General features: G+C 43.3%; 22 protein-coding genes. 10 read left to right on the forward strand and 12 right to left on the reverse strand.

Annotated elements, in window-relative coordinates; all coding sequences use genetic code 11:
* The first annotated feature begins 50 nt into the window (after positions 1-50).
* The 4 genes from L0P89_RS00660 to L0P89_RS00675 all read left to right on the forward strand — a co-directional run bounded on the left by L0P89_RS00660 (position 51) and on the right by L0P89_RS00675 (position 4,652).
* Complete coding sequence (locus L0P89_RS00660) at positions 51-1,271, forward strand: bifunctional alpha/beta hydrolase/OsmC family protein (RefSeq protein WP_235266475.1); 1,221 nt, start codon at positions 51-53, stop codon at positions 1,269-1,271.
* Positions 1,272-1,289: 18 nt separating this feature from the next.
* Positions 1,290-1,775 (forward strand): YdeI/OmpD-associated family protein, encoded by a 486-nt coding sequence (locus L0P89_RS00665; RefSeq protein WP_235266476.1) that lies wholly within the window; start codon positions 1,290-1,292, stop codon positions 1,773-1,775.
* A gap of 52 nt (positions 1,776-1,827) precedes the next feature.
* The gene (locus L0P89_RS00670) at positions 1,828-2,415 is read left to right on the forward strand and encodes a superoxide dismutase family protein (RefSeq protein WP_235266477.1); all 588 of its coding nucleotides are present in this window, start codon (positions 1,828-1,830) and stop codon (positions 2,413-2,415) included.
* A gap of 116 nt (positions 2,416-2,531) precedes the next feature.
* Positions 2,532-4,652, forward strand: a complete 2,121-nt coding sequence (locus L0P89_RS00675; protein WP_235266478.1) for a glycoside hydrolase family 97 protein — start codon at positions 2,532-2,534, stop codon at positions 4,650-4,652.
* 354 nt (positions 4,653-5,006) lie between these two features.
* On the opposite strand, the gene L0P89_RS00680 is transcribed toward L0P89_RS00675, so the two are convergent.
* Positions 5,007-7,508, reverse strand: coding sequence for an ABC transporter permease (locus tag L0P89_RS00680; RefSeq protein WP_235266479.1), 2,502 nt, complete (start codon positions 7,506-7,508; stop codon positions 5,007-5,009).
* A 53-nt stretch (positions 7,509-7,561) separates the two neighbouring features.
* On the reverse strand, positions 7,562-8,248 hold the full coding sequence (locus L0P89_RS00685; protein ID WP_235266480.1) for an ABC transporter ATP-binding protein: 687 nt from the start codon (positions 8,246-8,248) through the stop codon (positions 7,562-7,564).
* A gap of 65 nt (positions 8,249-8,313) precedes the next feature.
* On the opposite strand from L0P89_RS00685, the gene L0P89_RS00690 reads away from it, so the two are divergent.
* The 3 genes from L0P89_RS00690 to L0P89_RS00700 are packed head-to-tail and all read left to right on the forward strand — an operon-like array spanning position 8,314 to position 10,003.
* Positions 8,314-9,012 carry an arylesterase gene (locus L0P89_RS00690; protein WP_235266481.1) on the forward strand — a complete coding sequence of 233 codons (699 nt, stop codon included), beginning with the start codon at positions 8,314-8,316 and terminating at the stop codon, positions 9,010-9,012.
* Positions 9,009-9,410 carry a DUF1801 domain-containing protein gene (locus tag L0P89_RS00695; protein ID WP_235266482.1) on the forward strand — a complete coding sequence of 134 codons (402 nt, stop codon included), beginning with the start codon at positions 9,009-9,011 and terminating at the stop codon, positions 9,408-9,410. The genes L0P89_RS00690 and L0P89_RS00695 overlap by 4 nt, the downstream gene beginning before the upstream one ends.
* Before the next feature lie 23 nt (positions 9,411-9,433).
* Complete coding sequence (locus L0P89_RS00700) at positions 9,434-10,003, forward strand: cysteine hydrolase family protein (protein ID WP_409557568.1); 570 nt, start codon at positions 9,434-9,436, stop codon at positions 10,001-10,003.
* A 53-nt stretch (positions 10,004-10,056) separates the two neighbouring features.
* Here the strand turns inward: L0P89_RS00700 and L0P89_RS00705 are convergent, their stop codons facing one another.
* Positions 10,057-10,707: an OmpW/AlkL family protein gene (locus L0P89_RS00705; protein ID WP_235266484.1), complete on the reverse strand. Its 651-nt coding sequence runs from the start codon at positions 10,705-10,707 to the stop codon at positions 10,057-10,059.
* Positions 10,708-10,939: 232 nt separating this feature from the next.
* On the opposite strand from L0P89_RS00705, the gene L0P89_RS00710 reads away from it, so the two are divergent.
* The gene (locus tag L0P89_RS00710) at positions 10,940-11,728 is read left to right on the forward strand and encodes a DUF547 domain-containing protein (RefSeq protein WP_235266485.1); all 789 of its coding nucleotides are present in this window, start codon (positions 10,940-10,942) and stop codon (positions 11,726-11,728) included.
* Between the two features lie 89 nt (positions 11,729-11,817).
* The gene (locus L0P89_RS00715) at positions 11,818-13,047 is read left to right on the forward strand and encodes an LETM1-related biofilm-associated protein (protein WP_235266486.1); all 1,230 of its coding nucleotides are present in this window, start codon (positions 11,818-11,820) and stop codon (positions 13,045-13,047) included.
* A 39-nt stretch (positions 13,048-13,086) separates the two neighbouring features.
* Here the strand turns inward: L0P89_RS00715 and L0P89_RS00720 are convergent, their stop codons facing one another.
* The 7 genes from L0P89_RS00720 to L0P89_RS00750 form a co-directional block, all read right to left on the reverse strand.
* Positions 13,087-13,842 carry a LytR/AlgR family response regulator transcription factor gene (locus L0P89_RS00720; protein ID WP_235266487.1) on the reverse strand — a complete coding sequence of 252 codons (756 nt, stop codon included), beginning with the start codon at positions 13,840-13,842 and terminating at the stop codon, positions 13,087-13,089.
* 77 nt (positions 13,843-13,919) lie between these two features.
* Complete coding sequence (locus tag L0P89_RS00725) at positions 13,920-14,237, reverse strand: 2TM domain-containing protein (protein WP_235266488.1); 318 nt, start codon at positions 14,235-14,237, stop codon at positions 13,920-13,922.
* Positions 14,228-14,530: a 2TM domain-containing protein gene (locus L0P89_RS00730; protein WP_235266489.1), complete on the reverse strand. Its 303-nt coding sequence runs from the start codon at positions 14,528-14,530 to the stop codon at positions 14,228-14,230. The genes L0P89_RS00725 and L0P89_RS00730 overlap by 10 nt, the downstream gene beginning before the upstream one ends.
* A gap of 38 nt (positions 14,531-14,568) precedes the next feature.
* Positions 14,569-14,847 (reverse strand): 2TM domain-containing protein, encoded by a 279-nt coding sequence (locus L0P89_RS00735; RefSeq protein ID WP_235266490.1) that lies wholly within the window; start codon positions 14,845-14,847, stop codon positions 14,569-14,571.
* Between the two features lie 139 nt (positions 14,848-14,986).
* Positions 14,987-16,321, reverse strand: coding sequence for a 2TM domain-containing protein (locus L0P89_RS00740; protein ID WP_235267970.1), 1,335 nt, complete (start codon positions 16,319-16,321; stop codon positions 14,987-14,989).
* A 5-nt stretch (positions 16,322-16,326) separates the two neighbouring features.
* Complete coding sequence (locus tag L0P89_RS00745) at positions 16,327-16,950, reverse strand: hypothetical protein (protein ID WP_235266491.1); 624 nt, start codon at positions 16,948-16,950, stop codon at positions 16,327-16,329.
* A 105-nt stretch (positions 16,951-17,055) separates the two neighbouring features.
* Positions 17,056-19,218: a TonB-dependent receptor gene (locus L0P89_RS00750; RefSeq protein ID WP_235266492.1), complete on the reverse strand. Its 2,163-nt coding sequence runs from the start codon at positions 19,216-19,218 to the stop codon at positions 17,056-17,058.
* Between the two features lie 207 nt (positions 19,219-19,425).
* Here L0P89_RS00750 and L0P89_RS00755 point away from each other — a divergent pair, with 207 nt between their 5' ends.
* Positions 19,426-19,848, forward strand: coding sequence for a DoxX family protein (locus tag L0P89_RS00755; RefSeq protein ID WP_235266493.1), 423 nt, complete (start codon positions 19,426-19,428; stop codon positions 19,846-19,848).
* 69 nt (positions 19,849-19,917) lie between these two features.
* Here the strand turns inward: L0P89_RS00755 and L0P89_RS00760 are convergent, their stop codons facing one another.
* Positions 19,918-20,652: a LytR/AlgR family response regulator transcription factor gene (locus L0P89_RS00760; protein ID WP_235266494.1), complete on the reverse strand. Its 735-nt coding sequence runs from the start codon at positions 20,650-20,652 to the stop codon at positions 19,918-19,920.
* A complete protein-coding gene (locus tag L0P89_RS00765; RefSeq protein ID WP_235266495.1) occupies positions 20,653-22,551 on the reverse strand; it encodes a sensor histidine kinase in 1,899 nt (632 codons plus the stop codon).
* Between the last annotated feature and the right edge of the window lie 138 nt (positions 22,552-22,689).

The following is a 22,689-nucleotide window of genomic DNA, read 5'->3' on the forward strand; positions in this document are numbered from 1 at the left end:
TGAATGTACCTATCTATAATGCTTTATCTTGAGCTATCAACCCAATAAGCATGAATACCTTAAAAGTAGAATTTCATAATATAGAAGGTCAAAAATTGGTGGGACGACTTGAATTGCCCGTTGATCGACATCCGCACAACTTTGCATTGTTCGCCCATTGCTTTACTTGTAACAAAAATCTGATTGCGGTAAAAAACATCAGCCGTGCCCTGACCTCCAATGGGTTTGGAGTATTGCGCTTTGATTTCACGGGATTGGGAGAAAGCGAGGGCGATTTTGCCGACACCAATTTCTCTGGAAATGTGGCCGATTTGGTGACCGCTGCCGATTTTTTGAGAGAAAATTACCAGGCCCCTACCCTCTTGATCGGGCATTCATTGGGCGGAGCCGCCGTCATTTTTGCAGCCACTGAAATCAATTCAGTAAAGGCAATCGCCACGATCGGGGCACCCTCAAATCCAAAACACGTCAAACACTTATTGAAAAGCGGCATTGACGAAATCAACGAAACCGGTAAGGCCACCATTAATCTCAGTGGGCGCGATTTCACCATCAAAAAACAATTTTTAGAGGATCTGGAAACCAAGTCGCTGCCTGAAACCGCAAAGGCCCTTCGAAAACCTTTGTTGATCATGCACTCGCCACAAGACGATACAGTGGGCATCAAAAACGCCGAGCAAATCTATCATGCCGCCCACCACCCCAAAAGTTTTGTGTCGCTTGATGGCGCCGATCATCTACTTTTTGACAAAAAAGATTCCATCTATGTAGGGGAGGTCATTTCTGGTTGGGCGAAGAGGTATCTAAACATACAGGAAAAAGTGGATGCCACCCTAAAAACAAAACATCAGGTAGCCGCCAGTCTTGATGCTGATGATGGCTTTACCACACAAATGAAAGTAGGCAACCATTATATGTTGGCCGACGAACCCATTTCGTATGGCGGAAATGACTTTGGCCCCTCACCCTACGAACTGGTTTCCGCAGGCTTATCAGCTTGCACGGCAATGACCATACAGCTGTATGCCAAACGCAAAGGCTGGCCCGTCGAAAATGTCGAGGTGCATAGCTCGTACAGTAAAGACCATGCGCAAGACTGTGAGAATTGTGAGGCCGATAGTGCCAAAATAGATACCTTCGAACGTGAGATCAAATTGACAGGTGATTTAGATGATAAGCAAAAACAGCGTATCATGCAGATAGCCGACAAATGCCCCGTGCACAAAACCTTGCACAGCAAGACCCAGGTCATCAACACGCTAATCGAATAGCACGACTGAAATCTGAGTATGGAGAGCCCGGTTTTTGAAGCAACCGTCAGTGGAATGCACAGTCTGATCATACCCGAGCAGATTGCGAGGCCATTTATCGATAATGGGCACAAAAGGGTGAAGGTTGTGGCCTCTTTTGAAGGAAAGTCTTTAACGTTTCATGCCGCGCTGAACAAATACCAAGGCAATCATGTCATCATGTTCAGCAAAAACAATCAAAAGACCCTAGGTATTTTTCTGAACGATTATTTTCAATTGCAGTTTTTTGAAGATACCTCAAAATATGGTGTTGAAGTGCCCGAAGAATTGGAAGCGGTTCTGATGGACGATCAAGCCGCCTTTCAAATTTTTGAGTCGTTCACCAAAGGCAAGCAAAGGGGCATTATCTATGCCATTGGCCGTTACAAAAACTCCCAGACCCGCATAGACAAATCATTGGTGCTCTGTGAAAACCTGAAACGGGGCATTCGCGACAACAAAGAGCTGCTAAGGCATTTTAGTTGACAGTACCTTTTATAATTGTTAACTTTATGCAGAACCTAAAAAAACCCTTACTATGAAAAAATTGATTGCGCTGCCACTTGGGCTTATGCTACTAATGGCTTTTAGCTGCAAACAGGCAAAAAAAGAAGCCGAAGAAACTTCTGAAGAAATGGAGCAGACCGTTGAAGAGGTGAAGGAGAAAATCAAAGTGGAAACCATAAAATTTCAGATGGAGCCTAAAAGCGACAGTAATGTCAAAGGCGAGGTTACCTTTACCGAAGAAAATGGGGCTGTAACAATGATGGCCAGTTTTTCAGGTTTGACCCCTGGTGAGCATGCCATCCACATCCACGAAAAGGCCGATTGTTCTTCTGCGGATGGAAAGTCTACTGGTGGGCATTGGAACCCTACCTTTCAACCTCACGGAAAATGGGGCGATGAAGGGGGATATCACAAAGGGGATATCGGTAATTTCGAAGCAGATGCCGATGGCAATGGAACTATCGAGTTTTCAACCGACCAGTGGTGTATCGGTTGCGACGATGAAACAAAAAACATCGTGGGCAAAGCCGTTATCGTACACCAAGGTGTAGATGATTTCACTTCGCAGCCAAGTGGGGCGGCCGGAGCAAGAATTTCATGTACAGGAATCATCCAGTGATTTCCATAGCAAATAATCACAAAGCCGCCAAATGGCGGCTTTTTCCCTTATAAAGTATTATTTTCAACATTTAGCATAAGACAACTACGCAATACGCTCAACTAAAACTACGAACTATGAACAAAAAACTTCTCTTGATCGGTTTGGCCACACTATGTTTGACTTTTTCTTGTGAAAAAAAAGTGTCGACAGCCAGTGTCTCCTCTCCTAGCGGCAACAATGAAATCACTTTTCAACTGACCGGTGACGGAACACCCTACTACCTGGTAAAACACGGCAACAATGTCGTCATAGACAGTTCATCCATGGGCTTCGATTTCAAAGACCAAGATCCCATAAAAAAGGGACTGAAAATTACGGGAACCGCATCCAATACGGTTGATGAAACTTGGGAAATGCCCTGGGGAGAGCAGCGAAATGTGCGCAATCATTACAATGAGCTTATCGTGAATTTGCAAGAAACAGCAGCACCCAACAGGAAGTTCAACATCCATTTCAAGGCCTATGATGATGGGGTGGCCTTTCGCTATGAGTTCTTGGAACAAGAAGGTAGGGACAGTATTACCATCATGGACGAGCATACCGAATTTCAATTGACAGGAGATCATACCACATGGTGGATACCTGGTGATTGGGACATTTACGAGCACCTGTACAACACCACCAAAGTATCTGAAATAGATGCACTGTCAAAAACCGGGCACAGCAATTTGGCGGCAACTTACATTCCTGAAAATGCCGTGAACACGCCGGTAACGATGCGCTCTGACGATGGACTACACCTGGTTTTTCATGAAGCCGACCTGACCAATTATGCGGGCATGACCCTCAAGGTTGACAATGAATCCCTTTTGTTGACCAGTGAATTGGTGGGCTCTGACCGATTGGGGCATAAAGTGTCCACTGCCCTTCCTGCCAAAACTCCTTGGCGTACCGTGCAGATTGCCGACAGGGCAGGTGACCTGATTGAATCACGTTTGATAGAAAACCTCAACGAACCCAACAAATTGGGCGATGTTTCTTGGTTTACGCCCATGAAATATGTGGGTATTTGGTGGGAAATGCACCTAGGCGTTTCCACCTGGGATATGGAAGCTACCCAAGACATGAACACCTTCGCTACCTTGGGCAAAGAGCAGACAAGTGTTGTACACGGGGCCACTACGGAAAACACCAAAAAATATATCGATTTTGCCGCGGCCAATGGTTTTGGTGGTGTATTGGTCGAAGGATGGAACACCGGCTGGGACCGTTGGATCGGCTTTGAAGACCGTGAAGGGGTCTTTGATTTTGTGACACCCTATGCCGATTATGATTTGGACGAACTTTCTGATTACGCCAAATCGAAAGGTGTGGAGATTATTATGCACCACGAGACCAGTGCGGCTCCCCGAACCTATGAGCAACAAATGAAAGCTGCCTACGAATTGATGCAAAAACACGGTATGCATTCGGTCAAAACCGGATATGTGGGCAAAATCATTCCGAAAGGAGAATATCATCACGGCCAATGGATGGTGAACCATTACCGAAAAGTACTGGAAACGGCCGCCGAATATGAAGTGGCGATCAATGCTCACGAACCCATTAAGGCAACCGGGCTACGGCGCACCTACCCCAACGCCATTGCCAGGGAAGGGCTTCGGGGGCAAGAGTTCAATGCCTGGGCCACCGATGGGGGCAATCCGCCAGAACATTTGCCCATTGTGGCCTTTACCAGAATGCTTTCTGGGCCCATTGACTTTACCCCAGGGGTTTTTGAAATCTCATTGACCACAAAACCCGACAATCAAATCAATACGACACTTGCCCAACAATTGGCACTGTATGTGGTCATCTACGGGCCTATTCAAATGGCCTGCGACTTACCTGAAAACTATGAGGGACAGCCTGCCTTTCAATTTATCAGGGATGTTGGGGTCGATTGGGAGCAATCGAAAGTGTTGAACGGCGAAGTCGGTGACTTTGTGACCATAGCCCGTGAAGAACGCGAGACCGGCAATTGGTTCGTCGGGGGTATCACCGATGAGAACAGTCGTGAAATTACCGTTGATTTCAGTTTCTTGGAGGATGGCAAAACCTATGAGGCCATCATTTATAAAGATGCCGATGATTCACATTACCGAAACAATCCCACGGCCATTGTCATCGAACAGCTCGAAATCAAAAAAGGAGATACCCAGGCCATCACCCTACAAGAAGGGGGCGGGTTTGCCATTAGTTTGAAGGCGAAGTAAAGATTCAGGCAGTTTCTCTTCATTACCATACAGGAAAAGATGGCAAATGAAATTAAATTGGGTTTGACTTTATCAATTTTCGGTACTCTTTATACACTATATAGTCTTAAAGAAATTCGAAATTTAAATATGGAAAGCGAATACGGTAAATCTGTAATTGTAGGTGATTTTATTATGGGCTTAGCATTTTTAGTATCTGGTATATTGCTGCTTTCGAACTAAGCCGCCAACGTATAAATCCTTTGGCCTCATATTTCTTACAATATAGAGTAAAGCATATCTATATTCTATAAGTAGAAAATATAAGTCTGCTGCAGTATTTTAATATTACCAGTCAGTAAACTGGCGATTATGTCAACTCACCTCTTTCCGCAGTACTTCCAAGGGTGGGCTCTGCAATACCGAACGGCTGTTGAGCAAGCCTATCAACAAGACCAATACGGTAATACCGGGCAAAACGATGAGCATCGGCTCCCAAGAGGGCGTGAATTCGGTATCGAAAACGAATTTGGCCAACAAATAACTTCCCAAAAGAGACAACAAAACACCCATGGCACTGCCCAAAAGTCCTAAATAGAGGTATTCGAACGCAGTAATACGCAGTATCTGCTTGCTCTTTGCCCCGAGGGTGCGCAGTAACACGCTTTCTTTAATGCGTTGGTATTTGCTGGTGCGCACCGAACCTATCAATACAATGATACCGGTCAATATGCTGAAAAAGGCTATGAAGTTGATGACCCAAGCGATTTTATCGAGAATATCTTCAATGACCGTGAACACCTGCCGCAAATCGATGATGGACACCGTGGGCAATTGTCGTACCAATTTTCGCTGTAAAGATGCCGAAATGGTCTCGTCGGGTGTTTTCGTCGTCAGAATATGGAATTGTGGAGCTTCCTCCAGCACTCCCGAAGGGAACAATATATTGAAATTCAACTGCATACGAAGCCAATCGACCGATCGAATATGCGCCACGACCGTTTCCATCAATACCCCTTGAATATTGAACAGCAGCTTATCCCCTACTTTGACCCTGGCATCTTCGGCCACATTATCGGTCAAAGAAACGGGTATCGGTCCATCTTCCCAAGTGGTTTGGGGCCATGAACCGTCAATGGTCGTCTCAGAGGCAACCAACGAATCGCGGTAGGTAACACGAAACTCGTGGTACAAAATCCATGAATTGAGGGTCGAGGTGGTGTCGGTAATGATCTCTCGAACGGTCGAATCCTTGATTTGGTGAATGCGCATGGTGATGATGGGTATGCTGTTGATGACATCTAAACCTTCTTCTGTAATTCCTAAAGAAGCTGTTTCCCGTTCCTCGGTCTGCACATCCAACAAAATAAGGTTCGGGGCCTCCCTCGACCCATCGATCGATGCCCGTGCCAGTAATATGTCTCTCGTAAAATAAAGCGTGCTGATCAAAAAGGTACCAATACCAATGGCCAATATCAGAACGACGGTCTGGTTGTTCGGCCGAAACAAGTTCAACAGGCTCTGGCGGGCAGCAAAGCCCCATGAATGGGGAAAGTACCGTTTCACAATTTTCATGAAAAACTTGGCAGTGCCCCCCAAAACGGCAAAAACAGCGATTAGGGCCAGTACAAAAAAGAGGGCATACTGAAGGTTGTCCAACAACCAATAAGAAAAAGCGAAGATGAAGAGCATAATGGCGGTAAACACCACTGCTCTGGCCGTCTTTGATTTCTGCACGCCATTGTCTTGAATGCGCAGTACCTGTAGTGGAGAAACAAACCACGTGCCCAACAACGGACTCATGGCAAAGAGTATCGACATCAAAATGCCCAAGGCCAGCCCCACAACTATCGCATCGGGCACCCAACTCACCTCTACCTCAAAGGGCAAAAAGTCTTGCAGCACAAATGGAAACGATTGCTGTAGCAACAAACCGGCCAACACCCCAAACAGACCACCTACGAGACCCATTCCCGCAATTTGTAACAGATAGATGAAAAATGTCTGTCTTCTGGTAGCCCCCAAACATTTCAGCACGGCCACGGACTGTAGTTTTTCCTTGATATAGATATGCACAGAGCTGGCAATGCCCACACAGCCCAGCAACAAGGCAATGAACGCAACCAGGTTAAGAAATTTTCCGAAGTTATCATAACGTCGGCCCAATCGCTGTCCTGAAGACACATGGGTATCGATATCGGCATTTTCAACATCGAGCTTAGCGTATACCTCTTCGTCAAGTGCTTCCAGATCTTGGTCGGGTTCGGCCACAAAATAATAGTCATAATCGACCCTGCTACCAATCTGTACGAGCCCTGTGGCCTCGATAAAACGATAGGGAACTATCACTGGAGGCGCGATCGAGGCCCCAACGCCGCCCATTCCCGGAGCCGAGACCAAACTGCCCAAAACCGGGAATACACTTTCCCCCAATTTGATACTATCGCCAGGCTTGATCCCAAATTGTACCATCAAGGTCGCATCGACCAAGGCCCCACCCTCTTGTTGGTATTCTTTGGCTGCTGAAAGGGGCTTCGTTTCAAACTCGCCATAAAAGGGATAATCACCTTCAATACCGCGAACCCCTACCAGTTTCGTGTCACCGTTTCGCGTAAAAACCGCCATCGAAGGAAAACTGACTTCGTGGCCATCTGCACCACCCAATGAATCTATGACCGCCATGACACGCTCATTGGGCGGCTGGTCGGTGTCAATCTTATAATCGGCACCCATTAATGCCTTTGATTGAAGCGCTATGTTTTCTTTTAGATTGGCACTGAAAGACTGTATCGAAACCACAGCTGCGATACCCAACACAATCGAGGCCATAAATAGGAACAACCGTTTACCACTGGCCTTACTGTCACGCCAAGCCATTTTCAACAGCCAATTGAAACCCGCTGTATTTTTATTTTTATCAAATGGGGCCACTAGGTTACTACGGGTTCGTTTGACAAAATCTTTCCGCCCTTGAGCCGTAAGATGCGCCCTGTTCGTTGGGCCAACTCCACATCGTGGGTCACGATGACCAAGGTGGTGCCCGCTTCTTGGTTCAGATCGAAGAGTAGTTGCACGACTTTATCCCCTGTTTCCTCATCTAGGTTACCGGTAGGTTCATCTGCAAACAAAATGGAGGGACGGTTTGAAAAGGCCCGCGCCAATGCCACCCGTTGTTGCTCACCGCCCGACAATTGGGAAGGGTAATGATGAAAGCGGTCTTTTAGCCCTACCTTGTCCAACAGGTCGATCCCTATCTTTTGAGGATTTTTGACACCCTGTAATTCTAGGGGTACCACAACATTTTCCAAAGCTGTTAGGGTCGGTAACAATTGAAAGTTCTGAAAGATGAAACCCACTTCTTGGTTACGGAGCAAGGCAAGTTCATCTTCGTTCAACATGTTCAATTTGGCACCACAAAGTTCGACCGTACCGGAATCAGGTCTGTCCAACCCGGCACAAAGCCCCAGAAGCGTGGTCTTGCCGCTTCCTGAAGGGCCTACTATGGCAAAGGTCTCGCCCGACTCAATTGAAAAGGTGATGTCTTCGAGTACGGTAAGTTTTCTAGAACCACTGGTATATGTTTTTCCAAGATGGGCGACGTTTAATATCTTTGACATGAATGCCTTGGTTTCCGTTGGGTTAAAGCGGAAAAATAGGCAAATGATTTTGATTTTTTACGCCCATGAACCCAAAGACACTCTTAAAGTTTCGTTATTTTTTGCTGTTCATCTTTCTGCTGGCCTGTAAGGATGCCCCAAAGAATGAATCTGAGGCCACCACAGCACAAGAGACCGAAGAAACCTCCAATGCCAATGAGGAAAAATCAAACAAAACCATTCTTTTTTTTGGCGACAGCCTTACCGCAGGTTATGGTCTAAAGACAGAGGAAGCCTTCCCAGCCCTCATTCAAGACCGGCTTGATTCGCTTGGCCTAGAGTACACCGTCATCAATTCAGGGGTCAGTGGCGAGACCACTTCTGGTGGACTCAACCGCTTAGATTGGGTACTCAGGCAAGAGGTAGCTATTTTTGTACTCGAACTGGGCGCGAACGATGGTCTACGTGGCGTACCGCTAGCCGAAACGCGAAAGAACCTGCAAGAAATCATCAATGCGGTCAAGGCAAAAAGTTCAGATACCCAAATAGTTTTGGCAGGCATGCAGATACCGCCCAACATGGGACCGGAGTACACCACGGAATTTCGCACTATTTTCCCTGAATTGGCAGCGCAGAACGATATTCCGTTGATTCCTTTCTTGTTAGAGGGTGTGGCTGGCATTCGTGAATTGAATCTGGAAGATGGCATACACCCCACGGCCGAGGGACACAAAATCGTTAGGGAGAATGTTTGGAAGGTTCTAGAACCTGTCTTGGTAAAATGAAAACGGTACATAAAGACATTATAGCTTACAACGATACCCAATCTGCTGCCGATAAAGCCATTTGTCGTGTTTTGGCCCATGAAATCACACAACACTTACCGAATGCAGAAAACAAAATATGGCACAGGCATCCGGTTTGGTTCTTGGATGGAAACCCTATTGTAGGATATAGCAAACAGAAGAAAGGCTTACGGCTCATGTTTTGGAGCGGAGCTGGTTTTGAGGAAGAAGATTTGAACGTTAAGGGCAAAAAATTCAAGGATGCCTCTATCTTCTACAACGCCGTGTCTGAAATCGATGTGGCCAAATTACAGTATTGGCTCGAAAAATCGAGAAGCATTCAATGGGATTATAAAAACATCGTCAAACGCAAAGGTGTACTTGAAAGATTGAAATAGTCGTAAGTCGTAAATGTTAAAACCTGAAAAATCTCCCTAAAAATACCGCCCTGTTGCTTATCGACATCCAAAAAGGATTGGATGAGCACGATTTTTATGGCGGTAACCGTAACAATCCACAAGCCGAAGAAAATGCGGCCAAAATCTTAAGGTATTGGCGCAAAAGGGGCCAGCCTATTTTTCATGTACGCCATAGTTCGCAAAACCCAAGATCACCCTTGCATGCCTCAAAATCGGGCTTTGACATCAAAGAAGAAGTAAAACCGCTTGAGAACGAACCCCTTTTCACCAAAAATGTCAACAGTGCCTTTATTGGTACGGACCTAGAAGATGTTCTGAAAGATAATGGTATCAACAATATTGTAATGGTGGGCCTGACCACCAACCATTGCATTTCGACCAGTGTGCGAATGGCGGCAAATCTGGGTTTTGAGACCGTGCTGGTATCCGATGCCTGTGCGGCCTTTGACCAAATGGGCATAAACGGTAAACCATTCGATGCAGAGCTTATTCACCAAACCGCCTTGGCCAGTCTAAAAGATGAGTTTGCACAAATTCTGTCCACCGCAAAACTGTTGGAAAAAATGCATTAAAAAACCGCGCAATCTCTACAATTGCGCGGCCAATCAATATTCAAAAAACATCCCTACAATTTCACACCAACACCAACACCAAATATCCAGGGATTAATATCTACATCGGCTACTACGGTCGCCCCTAAAGCTGTGGTAGCGTTGACCGTCGCATCTGTATTCAAAAACAATTTCTTGACATCGAAGTTCAAGAACCACTTGTCGTTCAACATATAATCGAATCCGCCTTGCAGGGCAAACCCGACCGTTGTATCATAATCGACATCATCGGCCACTGGCCCCTCATCCACTCCATAGAATAAGGTCAAATTGGGTCCTGCTCCCAAATAAGGAACAAAATCACCTCCGGTAAAGTGATATTGCGCGGTCAAGGTGGGTGGCAGTAGCCATACATGCCCCAAATCGATATCGCCAGCAGCTGTACCTACGGCTTCAACATCATGTTTAGCCGTCGCCAAAATCAGCTCCAATGACCAATTTTCATTAAAAAAATAGGTAATATCAAATTCTGGAACCACTGCTGTTGAAATGGAAACATCTCCTCCTATTGCCTCTATATCTGCGCTTTCATCAGGGGTTACTACTATACCTCTTAACCTGAACTGCCATTTTGAATCATCATTGCCGTCTGGTGCCGTCTGGGAAATGCCTAGGCCGGAAAGGCAAAACATTGCCACGAATAAAGAAATTGCGGTTTTTTTCATCTTTTTCTTTTTAAAAATTCACGCAAAATTATTGGCAACTCTTTCAACAGAATATGATGAATGTCATTGTTCAAAAAATAATCAGTGTGAATCACACCCAGAAATGAAATTCTTTCCATCTGCTCAAGCCAAAGCAAAAAAGGTGACAGTTTTGGTGAAAGTAATCCAAACAGTATTCGACCAAGCATCAGATCGAGATGGATCAAGTGGGTCTAAATGCAAGGTAATTATCATGAAAACAAAGTTGATCGTAATACTATTTATGACCGCCCTAAGTTGTTGTAAGGTAAAAAAGGTAGATTTTCAAGGGGTGCGCACGGCCACTACAGACTTCAACCGATTATCAGAAGATTTTTTACAATACACCATAGATGGCAAGAATACCAAGACCTTTCAAGAACAGTTGGCCAACACCACTGTCGATGAATTGGCGAATGCGCTGACCACCGACGAACAACGGTATGCCTTTTGGGTCAATATCTATAACGCCTACATTCTTGTTGTTTTGTCTGAAAATCCTGAATTCTATGAAGACAAGGGTGCCTTTTTCGGCAATGAGCAATTGAACATCGCCGGTGAAATGGTTTCTTTTGAGAAAATCGAACACGGCATCCTTCGAAAATCACAGTGGTCAAATGGTCTGGGCTACGTTCGTAAATGGTTCCCTGATCGGCTCGAGCGAAAATTACGGGTTGAAAAGCGTGATTATCGCATCCATTTTGCCTTGAACTGTGGGGCAAAAGATTGTCCACCGGTAGCCATTTATAACCCAGATAGAATCAAAGAACAGTTTGAAGTGGGCACAAGAACTTATTTAGCGCGCACGTCGAGTTATGATAAAAAGACGAGTACTGTAAAAGTGACATCACTCTTCAGTTGGTTTCGAGGCGATTTTGGTGGCAAGAGCGGCATCAAAAACATATTGAAAGACCATGGTATCATACCCGATACAAAGGGTGTGGATATAGAATTCAAAAACTACGATTGGACCTTGGACCTAGACAACTTCGTTGTCTTTTAACATTACCGTTACGCTTTGGTCAATTCAAATGAAAACTGACCATATCTCACATAATTTCATTTTCTTTGGAGTTGCAAACCCATGTCACCATGAATCCATCAGCTTCAGGTTGGATTAAAAAGTTCGGCCATTTGGTTCAAGACGCATCCGTTGGTTTCGACAATTATGATGCACTGTACCAACAACTTAGAGACAATGGGTTTGTCTATGGCATACATCTTTATTACCCTGCTTTTGTAAAACCAGAACATGCCCTTTCAGAAGACGAAGTCGCCAAAGTAAATTTGCTGACCGCATTGTATTTTGTGCATAAGTTTCAAAAGGGTGGCTATGATTTTGATGGGTTTGTAAACATAGTCTTCAATTACTACCAAGAGCTTGATGTAGGAAAGATTTCGTTTCTGAACAAAATCTTGACCGGATCAAAGACCGATTCACAGTTAGAAAAACTGATTGATTCAAGAATATATCTGGGCGATAACGTTATCAACAGAACATTCGGCAATAGCATCACCAACTCTTTATTGTTTGTTGATGTGCTCATTTTCAAATACTACCTCGAAGGTGGCAAAGACGTATTAGAGCATGCCAGACTATTGGAATATGTGACCATCAATATTGCCTTTCATGCCCTCAGTTCAAAAGATGCCGGTAAGAACGATGAAAAACTTGTACAGGTTTTGGCCTCATCATTGACCTATGCGAACCAAAAGCAAAACCAGTTTGACGGCTCATATCGTGAGGTGCTACAAGATAATTTTTCACAATTTGAAAAAGACTATTTGCTCGATATTGCCTGCCTTACGGTTTGGGAAGACCAATCACTTGAGTTTCTCGAGTCGGAATTTATTTATGGAATTGGAAAAGATCTAGGAAAAAGCAGGGCCAAAATCGAGAAGGCGATAAATAATGTCAAGGTGTTTTTTGAAAAGAACTTTGAAAAAATTCCTTATCTGAAAGACAGGAACCTTGCTTTTCAGTTTTATGAAGGTATGTCAAAAAATGTAAGCAAGCTCATTTTAAGAAACAGCAAACGACTCAAAAAAGAGTTGATGGAAAGCAAGGAATTGATGGCCCTTTTATCAAAATCCACAATCAGGGAATTAAGTCCTGAAGAGAAAAAAAGGGTACAACATCAACTTGTTGACATCTTCAAGAGCATTCCCTCATTGGCCATTTTCATGCTACCGGGCGGTGCTATTTTATTACCGATTTTTATTAAATTGATACCTACCTTATTGCCCTCGGCTTTTGATGACAACCGAGTAGAGAAAAAAGCTGATTTTAACAAAAAAGACAACTATAAGAAAAATTTATAGTTACTATCAACTATTTATTTTTCAGTATTTTAAATGACGTTATTCTAACCATAACTTAAAGTCTTTGACACGTTCTCTACTTACGATGATTTCTTGCTCATCAAAGCGGTTCAGCTTGATTTTTAGTCTTGAATTCGTGTAAGAGATAATGTCTTTGATATGGTTGATATTGACATAAAATTTGCGGCTGACCCGAAAGAACATTTCGGGCGACAGTTCATTTTCTAAATTTTCCAAAGTGGTATCGAGCAAGTAATTTCTTCCATCGATGGTCGCAGCATAGGTACCTTTGTTCTCACTATAAAAAGACTCGACCTCATCAGCATTGATGATTTTGATATGCTGCCCTACCCTTGCCGTAAATCTTTTTTTGTATTCGCGCTCAATCGGATTGGTCAATAACTTTTTGATGTCATCAAAATCGACCGATAGCTGATTGGTGCCTGATTTTAATTCACGGTATTTTTTAATGGCCTGTTCCAAATCTTCCTCATCGATGGGTTTCAACAAATAGTCGATACTGTTCAATTTGAATGCCTGCAACGCATATTCGTCATAGGCCGTTGTGAAGATAATGGCGCTCTTTACCGAAACGGCGTCAAAAATCTCAAATGAAAGTCCATCTGAAAGTTGGATATCCAAAAAAATGAGGTCAGGGTGCCCGTTGTTATGAAACCATTCAATTGATTCACCAACCGAATGCAACATGGTCGAAACCTCTACATTCAATTCTTCCAATAGCCTGCCCAATCTTCGGGCAGCAGGTTTTTCATCTTCTATGATTATGACTTTCATGTACCAAATTTACTTTAATAACTTCTCGCTTACGACTTGTATTGATCCATAACGTTTTTGATCTACCCATTCATGGTCTACAGATAACGTTGTGAATCTTTCTCATCTTCCTCCATATATTTTTGAATCTGCCTTTGTTCCCATTTCTTACCAAAAAACGGATTGAAATGAAAGGTGTGTGCCGCATGAAAAGCCAACCCAACACCCCAAAACAAAAGGGTGTAAAAGTGACCCCATCGCCAAAAGTTGTCGCTGTGCAGGTAGATATTGACCAAGATGAACATGTTGACCACCAAATAAACGGCCAGATGGATGTAAAACCCCTTCAATTCATCGACCCTTTTCTTGGCCCTTACCCTTTTTTCTTCGTTTCGATAGTCCATGATCATCTCCATTTTCTGGTTTTTTCATCTTCTTCCATAAACTCACGGATCTTGCGCTCTTCCCAGTCTTTCCCAAAAAAGGGATTCAATCTGAAGGTGTTGATGGCATGGAACAATACTCCGATACCCCATCCGAAGGCTGCCCATAGAAACCACATATAGCGCCATTCATTGGTCAAATAATTGATCAGGCCCAATGCCGAGATGACCAAAATATATGACCAAAGGTTGGCGTAGAATTTCTTCAATTCTTCAACTCTTTCTTTTGCTTTGATATACCTGCTCTCTTTATCTAATTGTTGCATGATTACAGATTTTGGTTGATTATACAATAAATATACTACTAGCGTTCATCATTTTGCATGAACTCTTTAATTTTACGTTCTTCCCAATCTTTGCCAAGTATGGGGTTATAGCCGTATGCGTTCATCCAGTGGGCCACCAAACCGATGCCCCAACCGACGGCCGGGAACAGCACCCAGGCAAAACTTGTAGTTCTGTAGTTGATATATGCCAAAATTGGAATAATGATACAGTAACTGAACAGATTGGAATGAAAGCCCTTTATGGCTTCAACTTTTTCTTTTGCCTTTTGATACTTATAGACTTCTAAATTTTCCATTTTTAATACGTTAAATCGTTGCTAATCAATTACACCTCAAATATCATCAAGCCAGCTTGATAAATAAAAAAGAGGTTGCCGAGTTGTCACTTTTGAAGGATGGATTGTTTGGTGAGGGACAAGGGAACCATAGCTCTGTTCAAAACTCATCCTTTTCCATCAGTTCGCGGATCTTTCGCTCTTCCCAACGTTTGCCCCAAAGGGGATTATAGCCATAGGCCTCCATACCGTGGGCAATGACCCCGAATCCCCAACCTATGGTCGGAAAAAAGGCCCAGAGGAAATCAGTAGTTCTGAAGTTCAGCCACCACAGAAAAGGAATCACAAAACAATAAGCGATCAAATTGCTGTAAAATCCCTTGATGGCCTCAACTTTTTCTTTGGCCTTTAAATAGCGTTTTTCTTGGAGGAAGGATTGCTGTGTCTCCATTACCGAGAGCTGTTTGGTCAACATGGGAAGGGCTACGGTAAATTCAGTATTTGATTTTTGAATATACACTTCCCTATCGGTCAAGATACCATAGCGTTGACGAATGTTCTGTAGGCCTACCCCACTGCTCTTTTTGACCACCTGTTTCTCTTGTAGGTTATTGCTGACCACCAACTGTCCGTCTTCTTCAAAAACCTTGATTTTCAAGGGCCGGGTACTTGATACCACATTGTGCTTCACCGCGTTTTCGAGCAAAAGCTGTAATGAAAGCGGCACTATCTTTGCCTCGGGATTTTTAGCTTCCTCAGGGATGTCAAATGTAATGCTATCTTCAAAGCGCATTTTTAACAACTGCACATACGTTCTGGCAAAACGCAACTCTTCATTTACCGTGACCAAATCTTTGTTTTTTTGTTCGAGCACATAGCGATATACTTTTGATAGCGATGTGGTGAACCTCTGGGCCTGTCGTGTGTCTTCTTCGATAAGGCTGGTCAATACGTTGAGGCTGTTGAATAGAAAATGGGGGTCGAGTTGGTTTTTGAGCGCATCGAATTTAGCTGATGCGGTACCTGCAATGATCTTTTGCTCTTTGACACGGTTTTCTTGCCAGTTTTTGTAAAAGCGCGCTGCATGGAAGATAACGGTGACGACCAAGGTGATCAAAAGGGCAACAACATAGAAAATGGCCTTTTCACCTGCTATGAAAGAATCCCAATCTTTGCCTTCAAAACCAATATAAATGACAATACGGATCCAAAAAATGCTGAGCATGGTAATGATCACCCCACCAAGCCCACTTATGGGAATTCGATATTTGGCATAACGCTTCCATTTTACTTTGTCGTTCAGATAATCAAAATAAATGCTGTTGACCAGAGTGAGAACGATAGAGTAAAAGACATAATACCCCACTTCTTTAAGCAATAGGATATTAAAATTGACATCTCTCCCCATAAGGGCCTCTAAACCTATGAAGACTAGGGCTACCCCGAGTCCAATAATGATCGCGATGCCCAGTAATTTGATTATATATTGAATAATTCTATTCACTCAGCGCATTGTTTTGATACCCTTTCTGCCCTGTCTTTTCCCCAAGAGGGATAAAAAGGCGTATCGTTGCTAAAATTAGCGAAAAGTTGCAAAGCCCTGTCCACGTCTTTACAATAGGGCGTGGTATCTTGCCCAAAAAAGCGGGCCGACCCCATATCCCATTCGGCTTTTGAAAAGACCACCCGTGGGTTATCTGGGGCAAGTGCCAATGCTTTTTGGTAAAGTTGGGCGTTTTTTCCCGAAAGGGTCATACCATATGTGGCGCCATCAAAAGCGATCCAAGCCGTGTTTATCATTGCCTCCATGACCAGAATTTCAGCATTTTCGGGAGATATACTTTTGGCAATATCGATAAACTCTTTTGCCTTTTCGAGTTGTTGGGTCAATTTCTCCACATCTTTTTCGCCAAAGGAAACGGTCGTATTCACCAAGGCCACATAATAATAGGGAAGCCAGTTGTCTTGCTCTGCCATGGCTATGCGCTCAAATAGGTTTGAGGCATCCAAATTTTTTTGCGCTGACCAGAGTTGAAATGCTTTTTCCATACCCTTTGTGTATTTGTCTTGGGCATTGGTCGCAAAAGAGGTGAACAATAGGGTCAAAATGATTAGTTTTTTCATGACTGTTCGTTTTTACTTATTTACCGGCAAATATGCTTGAGATTACCGTTTTTAAGCAATATGACTTACCGAACTGTGACTTTTAGTGGATGAATCGTCAACGATTTAAAGATTATCCAACTGGTTGCTTTTCTTGTCGGCACTGATCGTCCAGAAAAAACCCACAAAAAAGAAACTATCAGCGGCCGGGCGCAACGCTTGCCGTTCAAAAACGCCATCTGAATTGGGCGTATTGGCATATTGGTAGTTATTGATATTGTTAATGCCGAGCACGTTGTTCACCGAGAAGTACAGTATTTTCTGTTGATCGATCAAATAGGCCCAATTAACGCTCAGATTGTTGAAAGGTTTTGTTTTCTCTGCAAGGAATTCGGTAGAATTCGGATTGTCATATGGCCTGCCCGATCCATATAAATATGACAGCCCTACCTGTGAACGAAGTTTGTTCCACCAGTATTTGGTCACTATTGAAAAACTGTGTTCTGGGGCAAAATTAGGTGTTGCCGCCTCACGAAAATTTCTAAAATCCCGTTCTGTGTTCAAATAGGAATAAGACACCCAATAATCTAAATTTTGAATGCTTTTATTGTCTCGCCAAAATACATCGACACCACCGGCATAACCACTTCCTGAGTTGCTAAAGGTCGAATTGAACTGAGGCATTTCGGTATCAAATTTGATCAGGTCATCGTAGTCTTTATAATAGGCCTCAGCCCGAAATGTCTTGCCCTCGCCCAAGAATTGATAATTCAAAATATAATGTGAGGTCTTTTCTGATTGCAATGATCGATCATACCGCAAGATCGCCGTCAACGGATTTTGGTAAAAATCACCATAGGCCAGAGAAAATTGGCCTTTTTTCCCTGTTTTATAGGCCAAGGAAACACGTGGCGACAAGGTGAAATCTTCAAAAACGGTACTGTATTCGCTCCTAACACCCAACTTCATGGCAAAATCATTACTGAAGAAAATGTCGCTCTCTATAAAAGTTGCCCATAATCTGTCATTATAGCCTGCATCAAAAGTAAAACCGTCTGTAGACGTAAAAGTCTCTGAGTAATCAGTGACAAAGTATTCTGTGCCCACGGTCAAGTTAAGCCTACCGCTAAATGTTTTCTTGATTTTTGCTTTGAGATGTGAAGCTGTTTCTTCAGTGTCGATGGCATCTTCGATTATTCCGACATCATTGGCGTCCCATGAAAGACTGGCCCCAGTGGTCAAGGTCCACTCCTTATCAAAGAAATATCTATAAGAGGCATTGAAATACAGATTTTTATTGGTCAGTTGAAAACGAACAAAATCCTCAAAATTGACATCCTCTTGTGCGATATCCAAGTGGGCAAGGTTAAAGCCTGTGTAAAACTTGAGCAAACCTTTGTCGCCTTTACTTCTGAACACCGCTTCACCTACGATGGACTCATATGGGCTGTTCCATCGCACACCCTGTGTTGAGGGTATCAAATTCTCATAGGGAGCTAGATTGATATATTGGGTGTTCAGGCTAAGCGATTGGTCACCCCAAATTTCAGTATGGCCTATACCCGCACCTACAGACATGGCCGAAATATCGGTTTTCTCTTGATCTGGTACGTCAGTGGTATTCAAAAGCAGCACGCTTGATAGTGCTTGGCCATATTCTGCAGAATAACCCCCGGTACTAAAGGTAATCCCTTTAAAAAGAAAGGGAGAGAAGCGACCCCGTGTCGGAATATTGTTCGCCGTTGCATTGAACGGCTGAAAAACTCGAAGACCATCAATAAAAACCTGTGTCTCACCGGCGTCACCACCCCTAACGAACAAACGACCATCTTCATTGACGGTCGTGGTGCCCGGAAGCGTTTGCAGAGCGGCAACAAAATCGCCCGCTGCCCCAGCCGTGGTAACAATGTCCAATGGTTTGAGCACCGAGACTTTTGAGTTATCGCCCGCTTCAAAGGTGCCCGCAGTGAGCGTCACCCCGGTCAATGAATTGATGGCCTCGACCAATTGAATTTGTAGATTGGTAAAATAGGAAACATCACCCACTTCGTAATGGGGCTCAAAAGAGAGCATAGAAATGACCAAGGTCTGGGTACCGGTTTCACTGGTCTCAAAACTAAAATTACCACTTTCATCGGTAGAGGCACCATCATAGGTGCCCTCTAAATATACATTGGCCCCAAAAATAGCACTTTTTGAACCATCGGTGACCGTACCCGAAACAATGGTCTGGGCAAGTAGACAATTAAAAGAGAGCAAGAAAATCAGGTAAATTGGTTGGTTTTTCATGACTGCCCGTTTTTTGATTTGAAAAAATTGATAGAGCAAAATTGTCGTGACAAAGCCATGAGTACTAAAAAAAGATGCCGAAATGTTATATCTGGCGGATGGACCGTTCCCTACCCTATTTCACCACCTTAGGTCAAAAACCAATACTATTTCTTTTATATGTCATTAAAAATGAATACCTTAAAAAGGGTACAATATTTTAAAATCATGGGAAGAATAAAGCAATGGAATAAATGGGCCAATGCCCATGCCTATTACCCCATAGATTTATTGAGAATCGCGCTTGGGGTATTTCTCTTTATGAAGGGTGTTGATTTCATGTCAAATCCTGAGCAAATGAGGGCGCTAATGGAACCTTTTGGAAAAATACCAGGGAGCATGAGTTTTCTTCACTACATCGCGCCCGCTCATTTCGTCGGTGGTTTTTTAATTGTAATCGGATTGCTCACCCGATGGGCCGTTGCCGTACAGATCCCTGTATTGATCGGAGCAATTCTGACCAACTTTCTCGGTGAGATGAACATGTCAAATCTCATCATGGCCATGATTGCTTTTTTGGCCTGTTGCTTTTTCTTCGTCTATGGTTCGGGCAAGCGTTCTGCAGACTATTATTTGAAAATGCAGCAGTAACCACATGTCTTCTTTTGGTAAGTACCTAGTTGGCAGCTCCCTATAAATGTGATTTGATATTGGGTTTTTTTATATGGTGTGAAGCCTCGCCAGCAAATTTTCTTTAAACGATTTACTGACCGGAATGGCTTTCTTGTTGATTTCGATATGGTTGTCGGCCAGCACGTCTACATTTGAAATATTTATGACATATGACCGGTGCACACGAACAAAATGTGCGCGGGGAAGTTCCTTTTCAATAGTCTTGAGAGTGCCCACAACCAAATGACAACCGTGGTTGGTCACAATGTTGCAATAATTTCTTTCTGCTTCGATGTAGAAAATATCTCTCAGCATCAACTTGACCATCTTGCCCTTATGGCGTACAAAAATACGATCATGCATCACCTGAAGGTTTGGCTGTGTTTTGCCATTGGTCTCGGCACTATCTTTGACCTGTTCGACAGTCAATGCAATAGTGCGTTGAAGGTCAAGCTTATTGAAGGGTTTAGAAATAAAAGCATAAGGATGTGTTTCCTTGGCTTTCAAAAATGTGGAATCATCGGTATTCGCCGTAAGGTAAATAATCGGAATATTTTGGTTTTGCTGAATCGCCCTTGCCGTCTCAATACCGTTCAGGTGCCCCTTTAGGTTGATATCCATCAAAATCAGATCTGGAGGATTGGCCTTGGCAGTTGCAACTGCTTCTTCACCCCGTGATTGAATACCTATCACCTCGTATCCTAAATTTGATAATTGTAGCGAAATGTTAGCTGCAATGATCATATCATCTTCAACAATCAATATACGTGTCTTTGGTTCCATTCAAGCTGCTTTATGGTATTGGAATTCGAAGGAAACTGAAGTACCCTTGTCAATGCTCAATGTCATTTTGCCATCTAACTGTTGGGTCAATAGTTTTATAAGCTGGGTACCAAATCCCTTTCTCTCGTTTAGTTCTTCTGCCATATGCCCAACACCATTATCTGACACCTTCAAAAATAAGTGTGTGCCCTTCTCGAAAAGACTTACCACTATCTGTCCATTTTTTTTATTCGGAAATGCGTACTTCATTGCATTGGTCAGCAGTTCATTTACGATCAACCCGACGGGTATTGCCATATCGACATCAAGTTCCAACTCATCCATCTCACATTGCAAGGTAATGTGCTCACTGGCCCCGTAGGTAGCTATGACATAGTTGCCAAGATTTACAAAATAGTCTTTCATTTCAATGGCCGCCAAACTTCTGCCCTGGTAAAGCTTTTGATGAATCATGCTCATGCTCTGCACCCGTTGTTGGCTTTTCTGCATGGCTTCCATCATATCAGGGTCATTCATCTGTGCCGATTGTAGTGACAACAGGCTCGAAACAATCTCTAAATTATTCTTGACACGGTGGTGTATTTCCTTTAGTAAAAACTCTTTTTCTTTGTTTTGTCGCTGTAACAACCTATTCTTTTTTACATTGTTTTGTATTGCCTTGTACGACAAAACAAGCAATAACAGAAGAAGGCCCGATATTATTAAAACGAAGGTCTGCCGTGTCTTTTGCTTTTTGATATGTGTTTCTTGCTCAATAATGGTACCCTCTTTCTGTGCGACATCAAATTCGGTCTGTAGCAATGATATTCGTTGATCGGCCTCAGCGGTGAAAATCAAATCTTTTAATTTGTCATATTCTGCAAAAGCCAGGTATGCCTCTCTATAATTGTGGTTGCCGGCATAGGCCTTGCCCAATGTTTCATAAGCTTGGCTCAGATAGAACTCATCACCAAATTCATCTGTGGCTATGGTTATACACCTCTTTAGGCTTTCAACGGCACTTGCATATTTACCTTGCAAATTCTGCAATTTGCCAATCGACAGCCAAGAACGCATCACCATAAAATTGTTGTTGTTCAGCAATTCCGCATATTTTAGGGCATTGGCCCCAGCGGCCTCGGCTTTTTCATATTCGTTTAGGTAGGCATATAGATCTACCAACGAAATGTATACATCGCTCAAATTGTTATAAAATCCATAACGTTCACCAATAGCGATGGAATGCTCATAGTAATTTAATGCCTTCTTGTATTTTTTCAAGTTCAGATAGTTGTTGCCGACGACATACAATGTAAAATCATAGTCTAGATCGTTGATATTTCTTTCTTCAAAAATTTCCAGTGATTTGAGTCCGTATTCAAGACCCAATGTAAACCTTGATTGTTTCCAGAAAAGATTACTAAGATCACTGTAAGCCAGGGCAATGGCTTTTTTATCTTTCAGCTCTTCGCCAAGCCGTAATGATTCAAGGGCATAATCGGCAGCCTTATCAAGCTCACCCCTGCGCTCATAGACATAGCCCAATTGGGTGTACAAGAAAGCTAAATCACTCTTTCTTACTTTTCTTTTGGCCTCTTCCAATACCATTTCAGCATCTTCAAGCTTTTCCATTCTCAGCAAAATAGCTCCTTGTATGATCTGAAACCGCCCTTGCCAAAGGGTGTCCTTTTTTTGTTCGGTGAGTTTCAAACCTGCTTCGGTATAATCCATTGCCATGACCAGATCGCGGGTGTGCGAGTAGTAGGCGAGGTCACTGAGCATTGAAAACTTCAGGGAGTCTGGCTGTGCTTTGGGATAGGTATCTTTTAAGATGTCCAAATAAGAGGCACCAAAATTATCGGTGTCGACAAAAACCTTTTTGTAGGGTTTTTCACTGTTGAGGTCAATAATCTGCCCCATGACGATACTGCAATTCAAAAGAGAAAAGAAAGAGAATAAGATGGTTGTTGGCCAATGGTTTCTCACTTCAGTTGATTTGCATCCGGGGGAAATGAGGCTATTAAATATACGTTTTTTATCGGCAACTTTCACTCGATA

The sequence above is a fragment of the Muricauda sp. SCSIO 65647 genome (assembly GCF_021534965.1).
Lineage (GTDB): Bacteria > Bacteroidota > Bacteroidia > Flavobacteriales > Flavobacteriaceae > Flagellimonas_A.